This window comes from Bifidobacterium rousetti (assembly GCF_008698235.1).
GTDB lineage: Bacteria > Actinomycetota > Actinomycetes > Actinomycetales > Bifidobacteriaceae > Bifidobacterium > Bifidobacterium rousetti.
The window spans coordinates 179658-196738 of sequence record NZ_PEBH01000006.1 but is presented as its reverse complement, the minus strand read 5'-3'; the positions used below and the strand labels follow the sequence as shown (position 1 = coordinate 196738).

The 17081-nt window shown below is 62.5% G+C and carries 18 protein-coding genes and 1 rRNA gene; 10 read left to right on the top strand and 9 right to left on the bottom strand.

Features of this window, described 5'->3' with window-relative positions:
- Positions 1-224: 224 nt before the first annotated feature.
- The 3 genes from rrf to CSQ85_RS13565 all read left to right on the top strand — a co-directional run bounded on the left by rrf (position 225) and on the right by CSQ85_RS13565 (position 2151).
- Positions 225-341 (top strand): 5S ribosomal RNA (rrf, locus tag CSQ85_RS07925).
- A gap of 597 nt (positions 342-938) precedes the next feature.
- Positions 939-1523 (top strand): sugar O-acetyltransferase, encoded by a 585-nt coding sequence (locus CSQ85_RS07920; protein ID WP_223846909.1) that lies wholly within the window; start codon positions 939-941, stop codon positions 1521-1523.
- 19 nt (positions 1524-1542) lie between these two features.
- Positions 1543-2151, top strand: coding sequence for a sugar O-acetyltransferase (locus CSQ85_RS13565; protein ID WP_150383609.1), 609 nt, complete (start codon positions 1543-1545; stop codon positions 2149-2151).
- On the opposite strand, the gene CSQ85_RS07910 is transcribed toward CSQ85_RS13565, so the two are convergent.
- Both CSQ85_RS07910 and CSQ85_RS07905 read right to left on the bottom strand, forming a co-directional pair.
- Positions 2123-2866, bottom strand: coding sequence for a MurR/RpiR family transcriptional regulator (locus CSQ85_RS07910; protein WP_150383608.1), 744 nt, complete (start codon positions 2864-2866; stop codon positions 2123-2125). The genes CSQ85_RS13565 and CSQ85_RS07910 overlap by 29 nt on opposite strands.
- A gap of 292 nt (positions 2867-3158) precedes the next feature.
- Positions 3159-3953 (bottom strand): nitroreductase family protein, encoded by a 795-nt coding sequence (locus CSQ85_RS07905; protein WP_150383607.1) that lies wholly within the window; start codon positions 3951-3953, stop codon positions 3159-3161.
- 483 nt (positions 3954-4436) lie between these two features.
- Here CSQ85_RS07905 and urtA point away from each other — a divergent pair, with 483 nt between their 5' ends.
- Genes urtA through urtE form a run of 5 tightly spaced genes read left to right on the top strand, consistent with a single transcriptional unit; the run spans position 4437 to position 9523 of the window.
- A complete protein-coding gene (gene urtA, locus CSQ85_RS07900; RefSeq protein ID WP_150383606.1) occupies positions 4437-5759 on the top strand; it encodes an urea ABC transporter substrate-binding protein in 1323 nt (440 codons plus the stop codon).
- A 22-nt stretch (positions 5760-5781) separates the two neighbouring features.
- Entirely contained in the window at positions 5782-6666 is an 885-nt protein-coding gene (urtB, locus tag CSQ85_RS07895; RefSeq protein WP_107042087.1) for an urea ABC transporter permease subunit UrtB, read from the top strand.
- A 31-nt stretch (positions 6667-6697) separates the two neighbouring features.
- A complete protein-coding gene (urtC, locus tag CSQ85_RS07890; protein ID WP_150383605.1) occupies positions 6698-7855 on the top strand; it encodes an urea ABC transporter permease subunit UrtC in 1158 nt (385 codons plus the stop codon).
- Between the two features lie 25 nt (positions 7856-7880).
- Positions 7881-8822, top strand: coding sequence for an urea ABC transporter ATP-binding protein UrtD (gene urtD / locus CSQ85_RS07885; RefSeq protein WP_223846908.1), 942 nt, complete (start codon positions 7881-7883; stop codon positions 8820-8822).
- Complete coding sequence (gene urtE, locus CSQ85_RS07880; RefSeq protein WP_223846907.1) at positions 8822-9523, top strand: urea ABC transporter ATP-binding subunit UrtE; 702 nt, start codon at positions 8822-8824, stop codon at positions 9521-9523. The genes urtD and urtE overlap by 1 nt, the downstream gene beginning before the upstream one ends.
- Positions 9524-9560: 37 nt before the next feature.
- Here the strand turns inward: urtE and CSQ85_RS07875 are convergent, their stop codons facing one another.
- The 4 genes from CSQ85_RS07875 to CSQ85_RS07855 all read right to left on the bottom strand — a co-directional run bounded on the left by CSQ85_RS07875 (position 9561) and on the right by CSQ85_RS07855 (position 12561).
- Positions 9561-10409 carry a YoaK family protein gene (locus CSQ85_RS07875; protein WP_150383604.1) on the bottom strand — a complete coding sequence of 283 codons (849 nt, stop codon included), beginning with the start codon at positions 10407-10409 and terminating at the stop codon, positions 9561-9563.
- Between the two features lie 380 nt (positions 10410-10789).
- Positions 10790-11224 carry a cupin domain-containing protein gene (locus tag CSQ85_RS07870; RefSeq protein ID WP_223846906.1) on the bottom strand — a complete coding sequence of 145 codons (435 nt, stop codon included), beginning with the start codon at positions 11222-11224 and terminating at the stop codon, positions 10790-10792.
- 42 nt (positions 11225-11266) lie between these two features.
- The gene (locus tag CSQ85_RS07860; RefSeq protein WP_150383603.1) at positions 11267-12103 is read right to left on the bottom strand and encodes a class I SAM-dependent methyltransferase; all 837 of its coding nucleotides are present in this window, start codon (positions 12101-12103) and stop codon (positions 11267-11269) included.
- Between the two features lie 128 nt (positions 12104-12231).
- Complete coding sequence (locus CSQ85_RS07855; RefSeq protein ID WP_107042091.1) at positions 12232-12561, bottom strand: winged helix-turn-helix transcriptional regulator; 330 nt, start codon at positions 12559-12561, stop codon at positions 12232-12234.
- Between the two features lie 267 nt (positions 12562-12828).
- Here CSQ85_RS07855 and CSQ85_RS07850 point away from each other — a divergent pair, with 267 nt between their 5' ends.
- The gene (locus tag CSQ85_RS07850) at positions 12829-13470 is read left to right on the top strand and encodes an SDR family oxidoreductase (RefSeq protein ID WP_150383602.1); all 642 of its coding nucleotides are present in this window, start codon (positions 12829-12831) and stop codon (positions 13468-13470) included.
- Between the two features lie 104 nt (positions 13471-13574).
- On the opposite strand, the gene CSQ85_RS07845 is transcribed toward CSQ85_RS07850, so the two are convergent.
- The 3 genes from CSQ85_RS07845 to CSQ85_RS07835 form a co-directional block, all read right to left on the bottom strand.
- Positions 13575-13928, bottom strand: coding sequence for a hypothetical protein (locus CSQ85_RS07845; RefSeq protein WP_150383601.1), 354 nt, complete (start codon positions 13926-13928; stop codon positions 13575-13577).
- Positions 13929-13996: 68 nt separating this feature from the next.
- Positions 13997-14863, bottom strand: a complete 867-nt coding sequence (locus CSQ85_RS07840) for a hypothetical protein (RefSeq protein ID WP_150383600.1) — start codon at positions 14861-14863, stop codon at positions 13997-13999.
- 201 nt (positions 14864-15064) lie between these two features.
- Positions 15065-15847: a hypothetical protein gene (locus CSQ85_RS07835; RefSeq protein WP_150383599.1), complete on the bottom strand. Its 783-nt coding sequence runs from the start codon at positions 15845-15847 to the stop codon at positions 15065-15067.
- Positions 15848-16625: 778 nt separating this feature from the next.
- On the opposite strand from CSQ85_RS07835, the gene CSQ85_RS07830 reads away from it, so the two are divergent.
- Positions 16626-17075 carry a MarR family winged helix-turn-helix transcriptional regulator gene (locus CSQ85_RS07830; RefSeq protein ID WP_150383598.1) on the top strand — a complete coding sequence of 150 codons (450 nt, stop codon included), beginning with the start codon at positions 16626-16628 and terminating at the stop codon, positions 17073-17075.
- The last annotated feature ends 6 nt before the right edge of the window (positions 17076-17081 follow it).

Genomic DNA, 17081 nt, shown 5'->3' with positions numbered 1-17081 from the left:
GTGGAAGCCCCGCGAGGGGTGGAGCCGACCGGTACTAACGGGGAAAAGGCAATCACACAACCCCCTCTTTTCGGGGGAGCATCCGCACACTGCGCGAACCGCCCATGCGACACTGAACGGCATGGAACGGGTCACGGAACGTCAACATCTCGCGTCCGCCGTCCGGTCCCCGGACCGCCACGGTCCCATCCCCCACCCGTTGGTGGGATGTTTAATTGAAGATTTGCGGCGACCATAGCCAAGGTGAGACGCCCGGTCCCATTCCGAACCCGGAAGCTAAGGCCTTGCACGGCGATGGTACTGCACCCGAGAGGATGTGGGAGAGTAGCACGTCGCCGCTACACACGTAACCGAATCCCCGGCAGGACAACACAGTCCCCGGGGATCCGTTGTTTTCCGGACCTGGGAGGATCCGACCCCGGTAATAACGGCCGGGAGCACGTTCGGCCGGACACTCCCGGGGAACTTCCGGGGAAACGTACGCTTACGGTCGGTAGGAGTACGTTCCTCCGGGTATTCCCGGGAGGCTTCCGGACAACCGTACTCCTACGGTTGGTAGGAGTATGGTTGGCCGGAAACGGGTTGAAAACACCCGGAGGAACGTACGTTTACGGTCGGTAGGAGTACGTTTCACCGGAAGGCCACTGAAAACATCCGGGGAAACGTACGCCGATGGTTCCCTACTGACGGTTCCCCACTACCGGATGGTTCCCCTATTAACGGGGTTGTGTTTCTACGGGTTGGGAACCACAGTAACCCCTGTGTTCCGTGTACGGTACGGAACGTGCCTATCCCGGTTTGTTTGGTTATCCCCTCACGGTGATATCGATACCATAAATGGTGTCTTGTGTTGATGGGACAGATACACGACAGATACACGAGTATGGGTGGTGAAGGATATGGGCACGGATGACATGGATAATGTAGCTCGTAAGGACATGGGACTTCCCTATCACTACGACGATCCGGCCATCATGGACGGACAACTCGAATGGCAGAACAAGCTGTGGGAGTACAACCAGACCAAGCCCACAGAGCAGGATCGTCGTTCTGAACTGCTCAAGGGCATGTGCGCCGAGGTCGGGGAGGGCGTGCACATCGAGGTCCCATTGCACGCGAACAACGGATGTCGCCGTGTCCACCTCGGCAAGGGGATCTACATCAACGCGTTCATGAGCATGATCGATGATGCCGAGATTTGGATCGGCGACTATGCGATGTTCGGCCCATCGGTCACCATCGCCACCGCCGGCCACCCGATCCTGCCGATCATGCGCGAACATCACTACACGTATGCGCTGCCCGTGCATATCGGCCGCAACGTATGGGTCGGATCCAACGTGAGTATCCTGCCCGGCGTCACCATCGGTGAAAACAGCGTGATTGGCGCGGGATCGGTCGTCACGCACGACATCCCCGCGAACGTCGTCGCCGTGGGCGTGCCGTGCAAAGTCGTGCGGCCGATCGGCGAGCACGATCGCGAATACTACTGGCACGACCGCCGTCTCGACGTGCATGAGTGAGTGAGCGGGGGAGACAGACATGAACGAGCTCGACAAGTGCATGGCCGGGGAGATCTACGACTGCCACGACGCCATATTCCTCAACTACAAGAACACTGCCAGGCGACTATTGGGCGAGTACAATCGACTGCCCTACGACGCGAAGGTGCGCAAACGCGAGATACTCGAATCGTTGTTCGGTCAGATCGGGGAGAACGTGTCGGTCGGATTGCCGTTCATCTGCGACTACGGGCGGAACATCCGTATCGGCAGCAACGTGTCGGTCAACATGAACTGCACGTTCGTGGACTGCAACACGATCGACATCGGATCGGACACGTTGATCGCGTCGAACGTGCAACTGTACACGGCCACGCATCCGGTGGAGCTCGCGGACCGTCTCGTCGAAGGATGGAAGCCGGGTGACTCGCATTACCGCTGGAACACGTACGCCAAGCCGATCCATATCGGCCGCGGCTGTTGGCTGGGCGGCGGCGTCATCGTGCTTCCGGGAGTATCCATCGGCGACGGCACGGTGATCGGCGCGGGATCGGTCGTCACGCATGACATCCCCGCGAACGTGGTCGCCGTCGGCAATCCCTGCTGCGTATTGCGTCCGATCAACGGCTCCGATCATCCCTTAGCCTGACGAGACGCCGCGCCAACGACTCGATGACGAATACGGCGGGCAACTGACTGGTCGCGTTGTAGCCGCCGTTGACTCGTTCGGACGACAATCCGGCGGCGAACGACCAGTCGCACATCGCAGCGAGTGTGCTGTCGGAGGCGTTCGTCAACGCGAGCAGCGTCGCGCCACGGGCGGCGAGCCCTTCCATCAGCTCCAGAAGTTTCGGCGTCTCGCCGCTTTCCGACACGGCGATGACCGCCATGGATCGTCTGGCGAACGTGGCGGTCGGATAGAACGCATCTGTCAGTCCGATGGCGAACAATCCCAGATTGGCGAACAGGCGTGCCCCGTAATCGGCGATCGTGCCGGATGAGCCCTCGCCGACGAACATGATCGGATCGGCATGCTCCAACAGTGAGGTCGCTTCGCCGAGCATGGCCTCGAATGCAGGGGAGTCGGCGCGTGAGAAGAACAATGACAATTCACCCAGATCGGCTTGGGGAACCGGGGTGATGACCGGTGCCGACGCCATTTCCCGTACCGTGGCCTTGAATGAATCGAATCCCTCGAACCCCATTTTCACGCACCAGCGCATGATGGTGGATGGGGATACGTACGTGGCGGCGGCCAGCTCGCGCACCGACATATACGCCACCGATTCCACATGCGTGGAGACGAAGCGGCATATCATAAGCTCGGTCCGGTTGCAGCGCGTCAACTGTTCGAAGGTGAACATGGGCTCCACTGTAGTACGGCGTCGTCGTCCGTTAGTTCGTCAGCTGGCTCGTCCGCCGTCGACACCTATCCGTCGTAGGTGTACGTTCCTCCGGGTGTTTCCATGGATCTTCCGGAAGAACGTACGCTTACTAGTCGTAGGTGTACGTTCCATCGGGTGTTTCCATGGATCTTCCGGAGGAACGTACGTTTACGGTCGGTAGGAGTACGTTTGGCCGGAAGTTACTCGGGAATATCCGGTCGAACGTACTCCTGACAGTTGTATGTCGTGTATGTCAGAAGGTTACTTCAGGCTACTTCTCCAGATGGAAGCCTTGGGCCGCGGCCTTGTCCAACAACGACTTGTCATTCACGTCCTGGGTGCTGACCTTGGCGATCTGGTCGCTGAAGGCGTCGACCGGGCGATCGGTGTTGCGCAGGTCGTAGTACTGGTGCACGGTCTCGTCGAATTCCTCGAGGCCGTCCAATGAGGCCGACTCGCCAGCCGTCGGGTACTGGTTCTCGAAGAACTGCATCGTGCGCGGCATGCGGGGCTTCAACGCCGGCTCCTGATCGGGCTTGCCGATCGCGAGGCCCAATACCGGGTACGTGTACTTCGGCAGGTGGCACAGCTTGATCAGTTCCGGAATGTCGTTGAGTAATGAGCCGAGGATCACGCAGCCGAGGCCGAGCGAGTACGCGGCGGTCTCCATCGCGTGCAGGGCCAGAACGGCGTCGTTCTGCGCCTGCGTGAAACGGTAGCTCGACGCGAGACCCCAGTCGGGGGAGTCCGTATCGACGCCCTTACGTCCGGCGATGCGCGCGTTGCGCTGCTCGTCGAGGATGAACAGGTACAGCAGCGGCGCCTCCGCGATGTACGGCTGGTGTCCGATCTCGGCGAACTTCGCCTTGATGTCCGGATCGGTGATGCGGATCGCGGACCAGTCGTTGAGGTACTGGCTGGAGGCGGCGTGCTGGGCGACGGTCTCCAATACGGCGCGGGTGTCGTCGTCGATCGGATCGGCCTTGAACTTGCGAATGGAACGACGGTTGAGCAGCGTGGCGACCGTCTCGTTGACGGCGGCAACATCATCAGCATGTGTAGTCATACGGCCATTATCGCAGTCTTGCGCAGAGTGAGGAAGGGTGATTCCGCTGTGGGCGGCATGCGTCTGGTTGCCGCGGCAACTACCCCTCAGTCCCGCTTCGCGGGCCAGCTCCCCTGACAAGGGGAGCCAGGGAAGTTGGGACGCGCCGCGCGCGGTTTTTGTTGGCTCGCCTGTCGGTTCGCACGTTGCCTGCAAACAGCTCCGCTGTTTGCTTCACAGCAACGGTCCGCCAGAGGGGGCCAAGTGTGAGTTGGGATGACGTCGTTTACTTGTTGGACATCAATGAGACGTGGAGGAAACATCAGGGCAACGGCGGGGAAAGCGTGGGGTGCGATGCTGAACCCCACAAGCGTTCAAGGTGGTGCGCGGGGCGGCGCCCATCGGTCGCGGTCCCACGCGGCATCGCATGACACGACAACACGTTGTCAATCGAACGTGAACGTCAATCACGTCGTACACGTCGTACGCAAAGAGAGGGACCGTATGACTACATCACGTGCCAGGAAGATAGGTGCCAGGCTCGGGGCCGCCGCGTGCGTCCTCGCGGCCGTGCTGTCCACCGCCGGCTGCGGCTGGGGTCGGACCGTCGCCGAGAAGGAGGCCGCCGAAGCGGCCGGCAACAGCGGTTCGTCGGACGCCGCGTCGTGCGTCGACACGTCGGGCAGCACCATCAAGGTCGGATTCGTCAACTCGCTGTCCGGCACGATGGCGATCTCCGAACAGACCGTCTCCGACTCGCTGCACATGGCGGTCGACGAGATCAACGCGAAGGGCGGCGTGCTCGGCAAGAAGATCGAGGTCGTCCAGCAGGACGGCAAGTCCGAGCCGGCCGTGTTCGCCGAGAAGGCGAAGACCCTGATCGAGAAGGAGTGCGTGGCCGCGGTGTTCGGCGGCTGGACCTCCTCCTCGCGCAAGGCCATGCTGCCGGTGTTCGAGGCCGACAACGCGCTGCTGTTCTACCCGCTGCAGTACGAGGGCATGGAGGCGAGTCCGAACATCTTCTACTCCGGCGCCGCCCCGAACCAGCAGATCGTGCCCGCCCTCGACTACCTGAAGGAGCAGGGATACAAGAAGCTGTTCCTCGTCGGCTCCGACTACGTGTTCCCGCAGACCGCGAACCGCGTCGTCAAGGCGTACGCGGAGGGCAACGGCATGCAGGTCGTCGGCGAGGAGTACACCCCGATGGGCTCGACCGACTTCACCACCATCGTCAACAAGCTCAAGTTCTCCGGCGCCGACGCGGTCGTCAACACCCTGAACGGCGACTCCAACGTCGCGTTCTTCAAGGAGTACAAGGCGTCCGGCCTCAAGGCCGACACCGTGCCGGTCATCTCGATGTCCATCGCTGAGGAGGAGGTCTCCGCGATCGGCGTCGACAACGTCAAGGACCAGCTGACCGCCTGGAACTACTACCAGACGCTCGACAACGCGCAGAACAAGACGTTCGTGAAGAACTTCAAGGCCAAGTACGGGCAGAACCGCCCGACCTCCGACCCGATGGAGTCCTCGTACACCTCCGTCTACCTGTGGAAGGGCATGGTCGAGAAGGCCAAGTCGTTCGACGTGGACAAGGTCAAGGCCGCGGCCGACGGCGTCACGTTTGACGCGCCCGAGGGCGAGGTCAAGGTCGACGGCGAGAACCACCACATCTACAAGACCTCGTACATCGGCAAGATCGGCTCCGACAAGCTCATCCACACCGTGTGGAAGTCCGACGGCCCGATCCAGCCGGACCCGTACCTGAAGACCTACGACTGGGCGAAGAGCCTGAGCGCGAGCGTCGAAGACTCCGGCTCGAGCAACTGACGAGAGAGAAGGACACGAAACAATGGATATGCTATTTCCTCAGATCGTGGCGGGTCTGTCCAACGGATCGATCCTGCTGCTCGCCGCGCTTGGCCTGTCGCTGACCTTCGGCCAGATGGGCGTCATCAACAACGCCCACGGCGAGTTCATGATGGCCGGCGCGTACACCGCGTACGTGATGAGCACGGTCATCGGCAACAAGGCCGTCTCGCTGGGCGTCGCGCTCGTCGTCGGCTTCGTCGTGGCCGGCCTGTTGGGCCTCCTGCTCGACGTGCTGTTGCTCGAACGCATGCGCAATCGCCCGCTCGACACCCTGTTGGTCACGTTCGGCGTATCGCTGGTCCTCCAGCAGCTGGCGCGTGACATCTTCGGTGCGACTCCGGTCTACGCCTCCGCGCCCGACGCGCTGACCAACCCGGTCACGGTGTTCGGCTACAGCTTCTCCGCCGGACGACTGTTCATCTTCATCCTGTCGATCGTGTGCGTGGCCGCGCTGTACGCGGTGCTGAAGCTCACGCCGCTCGGCCGCCAGATCCGCGCGACCTCCGAGAACCGCGATCTCGCCGAGGTGTCCGGCATCTCCACGAAGAAGGTCGACCATGTGACGTTCTTCCTCGGCTCCGGCATCGCCGGCATCGCGGGCGTGGCGTTGAGCCTGCTTAACTCGATCAGCTTCAACTTCGGCACCACGTTCATCGTGCAGGCGTTCCTCGTGGTCGTCGCCGGCGGCGTCGGCCAGCTCAAGGGCGCGGTCATCGCCTCCTTCGTGCTGGGCCTGTGCCAGTCCGCGATCGAGCTGCCGACCTCCGCGTCGATCGGTCAGATGGCCATCTTCCTGATCGTCGTGATCTTCCTGCAGTTCCGCCCGCAGGGACTGGTCTCCATCCGTTCGAGGAACCTCGCGTGAATCGCGTGAGCGTGAAGAGAGGGAACAAACAATGAACGCTACTGGTTTCGGTGATTTCTACATCAAATACAAGCCATGGATCGGCGTGGTCGTCGCCATTGCGCTGATCTTCCTCGCGCCCGCGATGATGAGCGTGTACAGCCTCGGACTCCTGTCGAAGTACCTGTGCTACGCGATGGTCGCCATCGGCATCGGACTGGCGTGGGGCCAGGGCGGCATGCTGACGCTCGGCCAGGGACTGTTCTTCGGCCTCGGCGCGTACGTGATGGCTATCCACATGAAACTCGAGGACATCGGCCCCGGCCAGGTGCCCGACTTCATGGCCCAGTACGGCATCACGCAGGTGCCCGGTTTCTGGGAGCTGTTCCGCAACCCGGTGATCGCCGTGATCGGCGTGGCCGCGGTTCCGGGCGCGATCGCCGCGATCCTCGGCCTTGCGGTGTTCGGCCGCGGCGTCAGGGGCGCGTACTTCGCGATCCTGTCGCAGGCGCTGGTCGCCGCGTTCTCGGTGCTGCTCATCGGCCAGTCCAAGACGACCGGCGGCACCAACGGCCTCAACGACTTCAAGGGCTTCTTCGGCTACGATCTGACCGACCCGGCCAACAAGCGTATGATCTACTACATCTGCGCGTTCCTGACGCTGGCCATGGTGCTCATCGTCTACTGGATCCGCCGCTCGTTCATGGGCAATCTGATCATCGGCGTGCGCGATCAGGAGAACCGCATGAAGTTCCTCGGCTACAACCCCGCGTCGATCAAGGTGTTCGCGTTCTCGATGGCCGCCATGTTCGCCGGCGTCGGCGGCGCGATGTTCGTGCCGGTCGTCGGCATCATCTCGCCGTCCGACATCGGTGTGACGCCGTCCATCCTGATGCTCGCCGGCGTGGTCATTGGCGGACGCACCACGTTGCTCGGCCCGCTGGTCGGCACGCTGATCATCCGCTTCGCCGAGACGCAGCTCTCCGAGGCGTACCCGTCCGCGTGGACGTACCTCGAGGGCCTGATCTTCATCCTGGTCATCGCGTTCGTGCCGATGGGCCTGGGACAGTTCAAGGGCGTGTGGCCGTGGATCAAGGACAAGCTGGGACTCGGCGGCGCCGGGGCGGTCGGCGCGGCCGGGGCTACCGGTGCGTCCGGTGAATCGGCGACGCCCGTCACATCCGCAACGCCCGCGACGGTGAACGCATGAGTAACGCATGAGTGAGGAGAGGAACATGAGCTCGAACCCTACGACTACCCCGGTGGCGCCGTCCACCCCCGCCTCGAAGGAGGATCTGGAGCAGCTGCGCGCCGAAATGGTGCAGATGCGCGACGAGGCCAAGCGCATGCGCGACGAGGCCGCGGCGATGAAGGCCGAGATCGTCGAGGAACGCACCCGGCTGCACGACCAGCTTGCGGTGCTCGACGATCGCGGCGGCCAGTGGAACGACTATCTGGAGGTCAAGGGTCTCCACGTCGAATTCGACGGATTCGTCGCGGTGAAGAACCTCGACCTGACCGTCGAACACGGCGACCTGCGATTCCTCATCGGCCCGAACGGCGCCGGCAAGACCACGATCATCGACGCGATCACCGGCCTTGTGCCGGCCAGCGGCTCCGCGAAGTTCCGCGGCGAGGAACTGCTGGGCAGGAAGCCGAACGACATCGTCAAACTCGGTGTCGGACGCACGTTCCAGACGGCGTCGGTCGTCGAGGAGCTGTCCGTGCTGGAGAACCTGCAGCTCGCCGAAGGCTTCCGCAAGAAGGGCCGCGACCTGTTCCGCACGGTCAGCGGCGTCTCGCAGAACATCGAGTACATGCTCGACGTGTGCAACCTGACCGGCGACATGAACACGCCCGCCGGCATCCTGCCGCACGGCAAGAAGCAGTGGCTGGAAATCGGCATGCTGCTCGTGCAGGACGCGCACCTGCTCCTGCTCGACGAACCGGTCGCCGGCATGACGCCCGCCGAGCGCGTGCAGACCGGCGAGCTGCTCAAACGATGCAGCAGGAATCGCACGGTCATCATCGTCGAGCACGACATGGAGTTCATGCGCCAGTTCGCCGACTCCGTCACCGTGCTCAATCAGGGTGAGATCCTCGCCGAAGGCTCGGTCGAGGAGATCCAGAACAACGAGGAAGTCGTGAACATCTACCTGGGCGGAGGCGATCGGTGATGGCAATGCTGGAAGTGAAGGACCTCAACACCGGATACGGCAAGGTGACGGTCGTCAACGACATCAGCTTCGACGTGGCGGCGGGCCAGTGGGTCAGCATCGTCGGCAACAACGGCGCGGGCAAGACCACGCTGCTCAAGGCGCTGCTGGGCCTCTTGCCGGTCACGTCCGGGTCGATCACGTTCGACGGCGACGACATCACCAAGGTCGCGCCGAACCAGCGCATCCGACGCGGCATGGCGTTCGTGCCGCAGGGGCAGCAGTCGTTCGGCACGATGACCGTCGACGAGAACCTGCATGTGGTCGCCGACCGGTACGGCGCCGAGGCGAAGGCGCGTTACGACGAGGCCGTGGAGATGTTCCCGATTCTCAAGGAGTTCGCCTCACGCCGCGCCGGACTGCTCTCCGGCGGCCAGCGACAGCAGCTGTCGATCGCACGCGCGTTGATCACCCGGCCGAAGCTCATGATCCTCGACGAGCCGACCGAGGGCATCCAGCCGAACATCGTCGCGGAGATCCAGAAGGCGATCCGTACGATGGCCGAGCAGAAAGGTATCGGCGTGGTCCTGGTCGAGCAGAAGGTGCAGTTCGCGGTCGAGCGCGCGGACCGCTACTACGTGCTCGCGTCGGGGCGGTTCATCGCCAGCGGCGAGGGCGGCGCCGACCAGGTCGAGGCGGCGAAGGAGGCCATGCGCGTGTGAGCCCCGCGCGTGGGGCGCGGGCGGTGTCGGGCGCCGGTCAGCGTTGTTTGCCGACGACCCACGGCGCGGTCGAGCGGACGTGCGGCAGCATCATCGCGATGACCGTCACGAGGCAGCCGATCATCACCATCAGGATCACATCCTCGTGACCGCGCGTCTGCAGCAGCGCGCCGGTCAGCGCGCCGAGCGCCAGCGCGACCATCACCACCGCGCGACGGCCCAGCTTCGACTGCTCGTGGCCGTGGGCGGAGGTGTCCGCGACGACGCCGGTCAGCGTCATCGTCAGAACCGTGGTGGGCAGATCCGGAACCGACAGCTTGCGGGCCGTCGAGTTCTGGATGCCCATCGCTGGGGCGAGCAGCACGATCAGCAGGATGATGTGCAGATCGATGTGATTCGCGGTGGGGAAGTTGAGGCTCGGGCCGGATTGGGTGCCTTGGGCGGCCGCTGGCATCGACGAGGTGTTCCCGACGGCCGTCCCGCCCATCGCCGGCTCCGGCGCGAACTGATTGAGCAAATAGATCCCGACCAACGCGGCGATCACGAACAGCGCCTGGACGCCGGTGGAGACCAGCAGATGCCGTGCGCGATGGTGGCCGAAATAGTGGATGATGCGCCCGCCGATCAGCGCGCCGACCATGAACGCGGCCAACGTCAGCGCCGACGTCCACCAGACGAACCCCTGCGCGTGGGCGATCGAGAATCCCAGAAACACGATGTTGCCGGTCACGTTCGCCACGAACACATGCCCCAATGCGAGGTAACTCAGCGCATCCACCAGTCCGGCGACGAACGTCAGGATCACCAGCGCGGGGGAGAGCAGACCGTAACGGTCGTCCTTGCGGGGGATCAGCGTGCGTCCGGCTTCGGCGAGATGCGATGTCATGGTTGGGCGGGATTCCTTCGTACGGTAAGTGGGGGACTGATCGAAAAGACCACACATACCGTACTCGGAGTCATGGGCAGCGGCGTCGCCGGGCATGAGGTGCATGGCGCGGCGTACGGTTTCGGAGGTTATACGGGGAGGGACCACGATCAACGTACGCTGAATGGCGATGGGCGTACGTTGACTGTGGGCATAACAGGAAGATCACCCGTTTTCGTACGCCTACTCGTAGTGAGCGTACGAAAACGGGTGATCCGATGGGCATCCTCTCGACGTACGTACGCTGGGCGGGAGTCAGCGTACGTTCATCGGGATTATGTACGTTCCTTGGGGGATTAGGCCGGGTTGTGGTCGAGGTGGGACCCGGGGTTAGCCAGTGTTCAGCCGCGGTTGTCGAACATCTGCAGCAGCATCTTGCTGGGTTCGAGCGCGTAGACGGTGTGCGGCAGACGTGCGCTCAGGTAGACGATGCCTCCGGGGGTGAGTTCGACCTCGCGCTCGCCGCCGCCGATGCGCAGTCGGCCTTCGAGCACCTGAATCGTCACGGGCATGGCCGCGGTGTGCTCGCTCAGCGCCTGATCCTTGTCGAAGGCGAAGAGCACGGCGCGCAGTCCGTCCTCCCTCAGCACCGTTCGTGAGACGGTGGCCTCCTCCTGGATGTCGATCAACGAGGCGAGATCGGCGACATGGCCCAGATGCGGGTCGACGGCGATGGCGTGGCCCTCGGCGTCGCGCCTGCACTTGCAGTGCTGGCCGTCGCCTCGCTTGCAGGCGTTCTGCCCGGTTTCCTCTTGCTGCTTGATGTCATCAGCCATGATGTGCTCCTTTGTACAGTGTGATTCTGATGTGATCCTATGTCACGCCTCGGGCTTGCGTACCACGAAGGCGATGCCGGTGAGCTCGTCGCGATACCTGTCGAACGTGGATTTCATATCGAGCACGCGGGCGCGGATGTCCTTGTTCCCCAGCACATTGCGCATGATGCGCAGCACGCCGCCGATTCCCTCGTCGGCGAGATTGCGCCTCATATCCAGCAGGGCCATCGGCTCCCTGCCGCTCCACAGGACCTCGAATCCCGCGGATTCGAGCAGTTCACGCCATTCGGCCTCGGTGAGCGGACGCGCGTTCACCTTGATGCTGCGGGCCAGTGCCTTGCGGATCTCGTCCTTGACGGAGTCGTCCAGATCATCCGGCTGCAGTCCGAGCTCGTGGATCGAGTAGGTGCCTCCGGCGCGCAGCAGTCGGAACGCCTCGTCGAGGATCGCCCGCTTGCCGCGATCGCTCTGCATCGTGAGCATGGCCTCGCCGATCACCACGTCGGCGCTGCCCGTGTCGAGTCCGGTGTCGGCGGCGTCGCGCAGGACGCAGCTCGCGGGGATGGCGTGCTGTCCGGACAGTCCTGCCTGTCCCGCTGTCAGCCGGGTAATGATGTCCACGACCTGCGGATCGCGGTCCACGCCGCGATAGCTCTTCGGCCCCTGAGCCAGAATCGCCCTAGTGGTCAGGCCGAGCCCCGGCGCGAACTCGACGACGTCCTTGCCGGCGAGTTCGGCGTGGGCGAGCATACGTTCGGTGAGTTTCCTGCCGCCGGGGCGCAGCACGCGCTTGCCGATGCGGGCCAGCAGCCAGTGGCCCTGCAAGTGCGCGGGATCGCGATCGGATTGGGGCAGCGGAAGGGCGTTGGTATCGGTCATGAGTCGCGATGCTATCGGTCTCGGCCGCGCGGCACAAGAGTTTCGCAGGAAAAGACGATGAAAGACCACACCAAGCAAAGCGGATGCTGCGGATGCTGCGGATGCCAAGGCCGCAAGGGGAGCGGCCGTCAGGCCGCGAGCCTGGTTTTGTAGTCCTCACCCCAGTTCCATAGGGCGTCGATGACAGTTTTGAGGCTGCGGCCGGTGTCGGTCAACGAGTATTCGACGCGCGGCGGCACCTCCGCGTAGACCTCGCGATGCACCAGGCCATCGGCCTCCATCTGACGCAGGTTCGAGGTGAGCACTTTCTGCGAGATGTGTCCGATCGATCGGCGCAGCTCGCTGAAGCGCTTGGTGCCATCCAGAAGATCGCGGACAATCAGGATTTTCCACTTATCGGAGATCAGCGTGAGCGTCGTCTCCACGGGACACGCCGGGAGCGTGTTGACATCGACCATGATCGGACCTTCCTGAATCGTTGGAATCGCGCAATAGTTCCTTTTAGGTAACTATAGCACTTTATAGTGTCTTCTTCCTTTTTGGACTGTACTTCAATATCGTGAAGCATGTCAACGCGATACAACGGTCTGACGGCGCAACGGATACCCGCGAATGGCGGTTACCGATGACGAACGCGGCGGAAGGCCGTCGCGTCGAGAAACGTCAATGACCAGCCGGATCGAACGAATCAATCCGGATCGGACAGCGAACACAAGGAGTACAACATGGCCAAGCACATCGCAGTCATCGCCGCCAACGGCAAGTCCGGAAGCGCCATCGTCAAGGAGGCCATCGATCGCGGATTCGACGTGACCGCCATCGTCCGCAGCGAGAACAGGACCGCCGCCCAGCACGTCCTGTCCAAGGATTTGTTCGACCTGACCGCGGCCGATCTGGCCGGCTTCGACGCGGTCGTCGACGCGTTCGGCACATGGGCGCCGGACATGCTGCACCAGCATTCCACGTCGCTCCAGCACCTGGCCGACATCCTCTCCGGAACCGACACCCGCCTGATCGTGGTCGGCGGCGCCGGCAGCCTGTACCTCGACGCCGCGCACACGCTGCAGCTGAGCCAATCCGAGGGATTCCCGCCCGAGTTCAAGCCGCTCGCCACCGCGATGGGCGAATCGCTCGCCGAACTGCGCAAGCGCTCCGACGTGAAGTGGACGTACGTCTCGCCGGCCGCCGACTTCCGCGCCGACGGCCCGCGCACCGGCGAGTACGCGCTCGCCGGCGAGGAGTTCACCACGAACGCGGACGGCGAAAGCGCGATCAGCTACGCCGACTACGCCATCGCCATCGTCGACGAGCTGTCCAAGGCGCCCGCCGACGCGCACATCGGCGAGCGCATCTCCGTGCGCTGGTAATGCCGTCGGCTTCGACGGCTTGTGATTCATGGGACCGTACGACACATTTGTGCTCGTCCGGTCCCATTCCTGTGATGATTGATCGTTCTTGTGGTGTCTGATCGCTACCGGATGCCGGTCAGGTGCCCCCAGCCGGCGATGTGCTTGAGGGTGAGCAGCCTGCGCTCCTCCGGGGTGTTGGTCTCGTCGTAGGCAGGGCAGTGTTCCAGATGGCCGAGCTGCCGGGACAGCTGCAGGGCGTAGTGGCGCATGCAGTAGTACCGCTTGTGATTGGCATGGCAGTTCGGGTCATCGCAGAACGAGATGATGTAATAGGAGGCTACCTCGTCACAGATCCCCTCGTCCCATTCGCAGTCATGCTCCTCGCCGCCCCCATCGTCATAGAGGTCGTCGAAGCCGCCGCCGTCCATCTCGAGGTCCGGCTGCGCCTGTTCGGTGTTGATCGTCGTCATGGTCATAATGGTGGTTCTCCTTGCTCTTGTTGCTTACCTTGTCTTGCTGTTTCCTGATGCTTCCGGCATCACTGCTAGCTTTCCTGATTCCACACGGTTCGCGGATCGATGCCAAGATCGACGAAGCGCTTGAGCTCGGCCTCATCTTTGGCGATGTCGGCCAGGATCTGCGGCTCGTCATTGGGATCATTGTCGTAGTACCTCGAGTACACCAAGTGATCAATCAGCCATTTGGTCCCGTCGTAGACATTGAGGTAATTGGACCTGCCTTCTCCGAACGCTCGCCATACGATGACGGAATTGTCGGTCACAGGCAGCACCCAGCCGGTGACCTCGTCCCAGATGCCGAACACGTCGGATGCATCCGCATCGTCAGTGGTGAATGCATGGTTCTTCACGGCTTCGTCGTAGTTGAATCCACCGTGGATGATGAAATCGTCGTCGGAGCGCAGCTCAGGCACCGGCTTGCCGCCTTCGGTCTTGAACCCGGCATACAGCATGAAGGTGTTGTCGGAGAATCTGGCAATATCCTTGGCCCGGGCGGGAATCCAGTAGCCCTGCTCGGGGATGTGGTACATGATGCCTTCCGGAGTGGATTCACGCATCAGGGGGACCCCATTGAGGATCGTCCTGGTTTCGGGAATCCAAGTGGGATCACCATAGTTGCGGAAGCGCAGCACGGTGAGCTTCATGGTCTTGAAGTCCCATTCATCAATGGCTTCCTGCAACTCCTGTGCGGTGGTGGACTGGCTCATCTGGATCGTACCGCAGTAGGCGCGGCTGCCCTGAGTCAGATAGCTCTGGAAATCCGCTTCAAACTGCACATATGAGGCCCAGTCTATGCACTCTGTGTCGTCTGTGTCGTCGGTGTTGTCGGAGGTGGGCTGGATCTGGATCTCCTCCTCGGTGAGGTCGTGAATATCGTTGACGTCGTTCTTCATAAGCGTCCCTTTCCTTTCTTCGTTGCTTCTTGTTCTCGTTTCTTGCATCTATCAACCGGACAATCGGACCGGATAGTCGGACCGGACAATCGGACGGCTCGCGGGGTCGCCCTGAGCCATCCGACTGCCCGGTTGCTCGTCCTGTTGCCCGGCGGATGGTCCGGCTGATGGTCCGGTGGATGGTCCGTGACCACGAATGGGTCAGCGGCCCTGTCCCATAAGCCATTCGGCGGTCTGGCGTTGGACGGCCTCGTCGGTGACGCCCCAGTCGGCGACGACCTTCATCTCCTCCTCCACGTTCCTGCTGATCGCGAATTCGGGCAGGTACTTGCGGGTGAGCGGGCTCTTCGGATCGATCACATGGGAAGCCTGATACAGGTCCTCCAGCTCGAAGCCTCCCATGTTGTACAGGCGTGCGGTGAGTTCCTCGTCGGAGCAGGCGGACCAGGGGGCGTCGGCCGGTACGTCCTCACCTTCATCGGCGATGGCTCCGCCCTCCCCGAACACCTTGTTGCGGATGGCTGTGAGGTTCTGGTGCGTGCCGTCCTCATCCCAGAACGGGTCGGGATTGTCATCGGTCCACGGCACTCCGTTCTCGTCTTCCTCAAGGAAGTAATCGAACAGCATGGGGATGCGGATGAGTCGGTAGCCGGGCTTGAGAACACGCTTGCCGATCTCCCACGCGTCCTCGTCCTGCCAGTTCCACTCGTCGTACTCGTCCTCGATGTCGTCATCCAACTTGCTGGTGGCCTGCACAAATTCCTCGCGCAGCACGCCGGTGCCGGCGAATGCCGTGCTCAGAGGCGTGTAGTCGTTCTCCTCCGCATTCAGGGATTCCATGGTAAGAGCACGGGCGGGATCATAGGTCCACGCTGTTTCTCCGTCGCCGGGGGAGACCACCACGGCCCTATAGCCCGCCACGTAACGCAGGTCGCTCATCCGCTGCACCGCGTACTGGTATCCGCCGAAATCGTTGATGTCCATAATCGTTGTCCTCTCTCGTTCGCTGACACCTGTATTAACCGGACAAACGGGGCGGGGGTAGCGATGCGGCTCAGGCTCGGGCTGGCCTGCGTGTGGGCATCGTGTGTGTGGTGCGATGTTCGCCTGTTTCGGGGGACTCAGCGCGGAAAACCGGGGTGTTTGCGTTGAGCCCCCCGGATTTGCGGGACTCGGCGTGGTTGCGGGTGATTTCGCCGTTGAGTCCCGCGGCTTGGCCGCTGGCCCTGCGGCCGCCCGTTGGTCATGGATTGGAAATCATTGGAATTCCGCCGTTTCGCGGCGGCGCTGGCTGGTCGTCTTCGGTCCGATGTTGGTGTGGACGGGTGTGGTCGTGGGACGCAGCGTGAGAATCGCGGGGAATCGCGCTGAGTCCCCCGGATTCGTGGGATTCAGGGCCGGAATCGGCTTTTGTCGTGCTGAGTCTCGCGCAGTCCCTCGCAGACGGATGAGACGGACCATAGGAGAGTGCGCGAATCGGCGGGGCGGGCTTGGAACCCTTGAAATTCTGCCGTTTCGGTAATGAAAAAGCCGAGATTCCTCGGTTCTTGGAAGTCTCGCATTGCTGTGGGCCTGTGTGCGGCACGGATTGCCGGAAGGTGGCGTGGTTTGCGATGACGGTTGGACGGGCTGTCTTCTTGGTCGCGCCGGGACGGGGCTCCTGTGCTGGTGCTGGTTTTGGTGGGAACGTTGACGTGAGTATGAAATCATACTATTCTACGAGTATGATTTCATACTCGAAATGTGGGCGGAAGGCGTGATCATGGAATTCAGGCAGAACGAAACCTTGCGGGAGTTCGATCGGCTGAACCGGCAGATCGATGGGCTTTACCATGAAATAGCCGTCGCGCGCGGGCTGTCCGACAGCGCATACGGCATCCTGCAGGCGATGCTGGTCTTGGGGGAGGGGTGTACCCAGACCGCCGTGTGTCGGTATGCGTGCCTGAACAAGCAGACGGTGAACTCGTCCGTCAGAAGGATGATCCAGGATGGACTGATTGAACTACGCCAAGGCGAAGGTCGGGAGATGCGCATGCATCTGACCGCGCAGGGGAAACGCGTGATGCGCGAGCGGGTGCTGCCGGTCGAACGCGCCGAAAGCGAGGTGTTCGACGAGATGCCGGTCGAGGACCAGCATGCGATACTGCGACTGGTGAACCGCTATCTTGATTCCTTCCGCCGCAAGATCGACGAGCTGGAGGCTGCGCGTTGACTCACC

Coding starts and splice junctions, on each gene's coding strand:
- urtE (WP_223846907.1), top strand. CDS start 8,822: ATGGCAATGCTGGAAGTGAAGGACCTCAACACCGGATACGGCAAGGTG.
- CSQ85_RS07830 (WP_150383598.1), top strand. CDS start 16,626: ATGGAATTCAGGCAGAACGAAACCTTGCGGGAGTTCGATCGGCTGAAC.
- urtC (WP_150383605.1), top strand. CDS start 6,698: ATGAACGCTACTGGTTTCGGTGATTTCTACATCAAATACAAGCCATGG.
- CSQ85_RS07855 (WP_107042091.1), bottom strand. CDS start 12,561: ATGGTCGATGTCAACACGCTCCCGGCGTGTCCCGTGGAGACGACGCTC.
- CSQ85_RS07850 (WP_150383602.1), top strand. CDS start 12,829: ATGGCCAAGCACATCGCAGTCATCGCCGCCAACGGCAAGTCCGGAAGC.
- urtD (WP_223846908.1), top strand. CDS start 7,881: ATGAGCTCGAACCCTACGACTACCCCGGTGGCGCCGTCCACCCCCGCC.
- CSQ85_RS07870 (WP_223846906.1), bottom strand. CDS start 11,224: ATGGCTGATGACATCAAGCAGCAAGAGGAAACCGGGCAGAACGCCTGC.
- CSQ85_RS07840 (WP_150383600.1), bottom strand. CDS start 14,863: ATGAAGAACGACGTCAACGATATTCACGACCTCACCGAGGAGGAGATC.
- CSQ85_RS13565 (WP_150383609.1), top strand. CDS start 1,543: ATGAACGAGCTCGACAAGTGCATGGCCGGGGAGATCTACGACTGCCAC.
- CSQ85_RS07845 (WP_150383601.1), bottom strand. CDS start 13,928: ATGACCATGACGACGATCAACACCGAACAGGCGCAGCCGGACCTCGAG.
- CSQ85_RS07875 (WP_150383604.1), bottom strand. CDS start 10,409: ATGACATCGCATCTCGCCGAAGCCGGACGCACGCTGATCCCCCGCAAG.
- urtB (WP_107042087.1), top strand. CDS start 5,782: ATGGATATGCTATTTCCTCAGATCGTGGCGGGTCTGTCCAACGGATCG.
- CSQ85_RS07860 (WP_150383603.1), bottom strand. CDS start 12,103: ATGACCGATACCAACGCCCTTCCGCTGCCCCAATCCGATCGCGATCCC.
- urtA (WP_150383606.1), top strand. CDS start 4,437: ATGACTACATCACGTGCCAGGAAGATAGGTGCCAGGCTCGGGGCCGCC.
- CSQ85_RS07910 (WP_150383608.1), bottom strand. CDS start 2,866: ATGTTCACCTTCGAACAGTTGACGCGCTGCAACCGGACCGAGCTTATG.
- CSQ85_RS07920 (WP_223846909.1), top strand. CDS start 939: ATGGGACTTCCCTATCACTACGACGATCCGGCCATCATGGACGGACAA.
- CSQ85_RS07905 (WP_150383607.1), bottom strand. CDS start 3,953: ATGACTACACATGCTGATGATGTTGCCGCCGTCAACGAGACGGTCGCC.
- CSQ85_RS07835 (WP_150383599.1), bottom strand. CDS start 15,847: ATGGACATCAACGATTTCGGCGGATACCAGTACGCGGTGCAGCGGATG.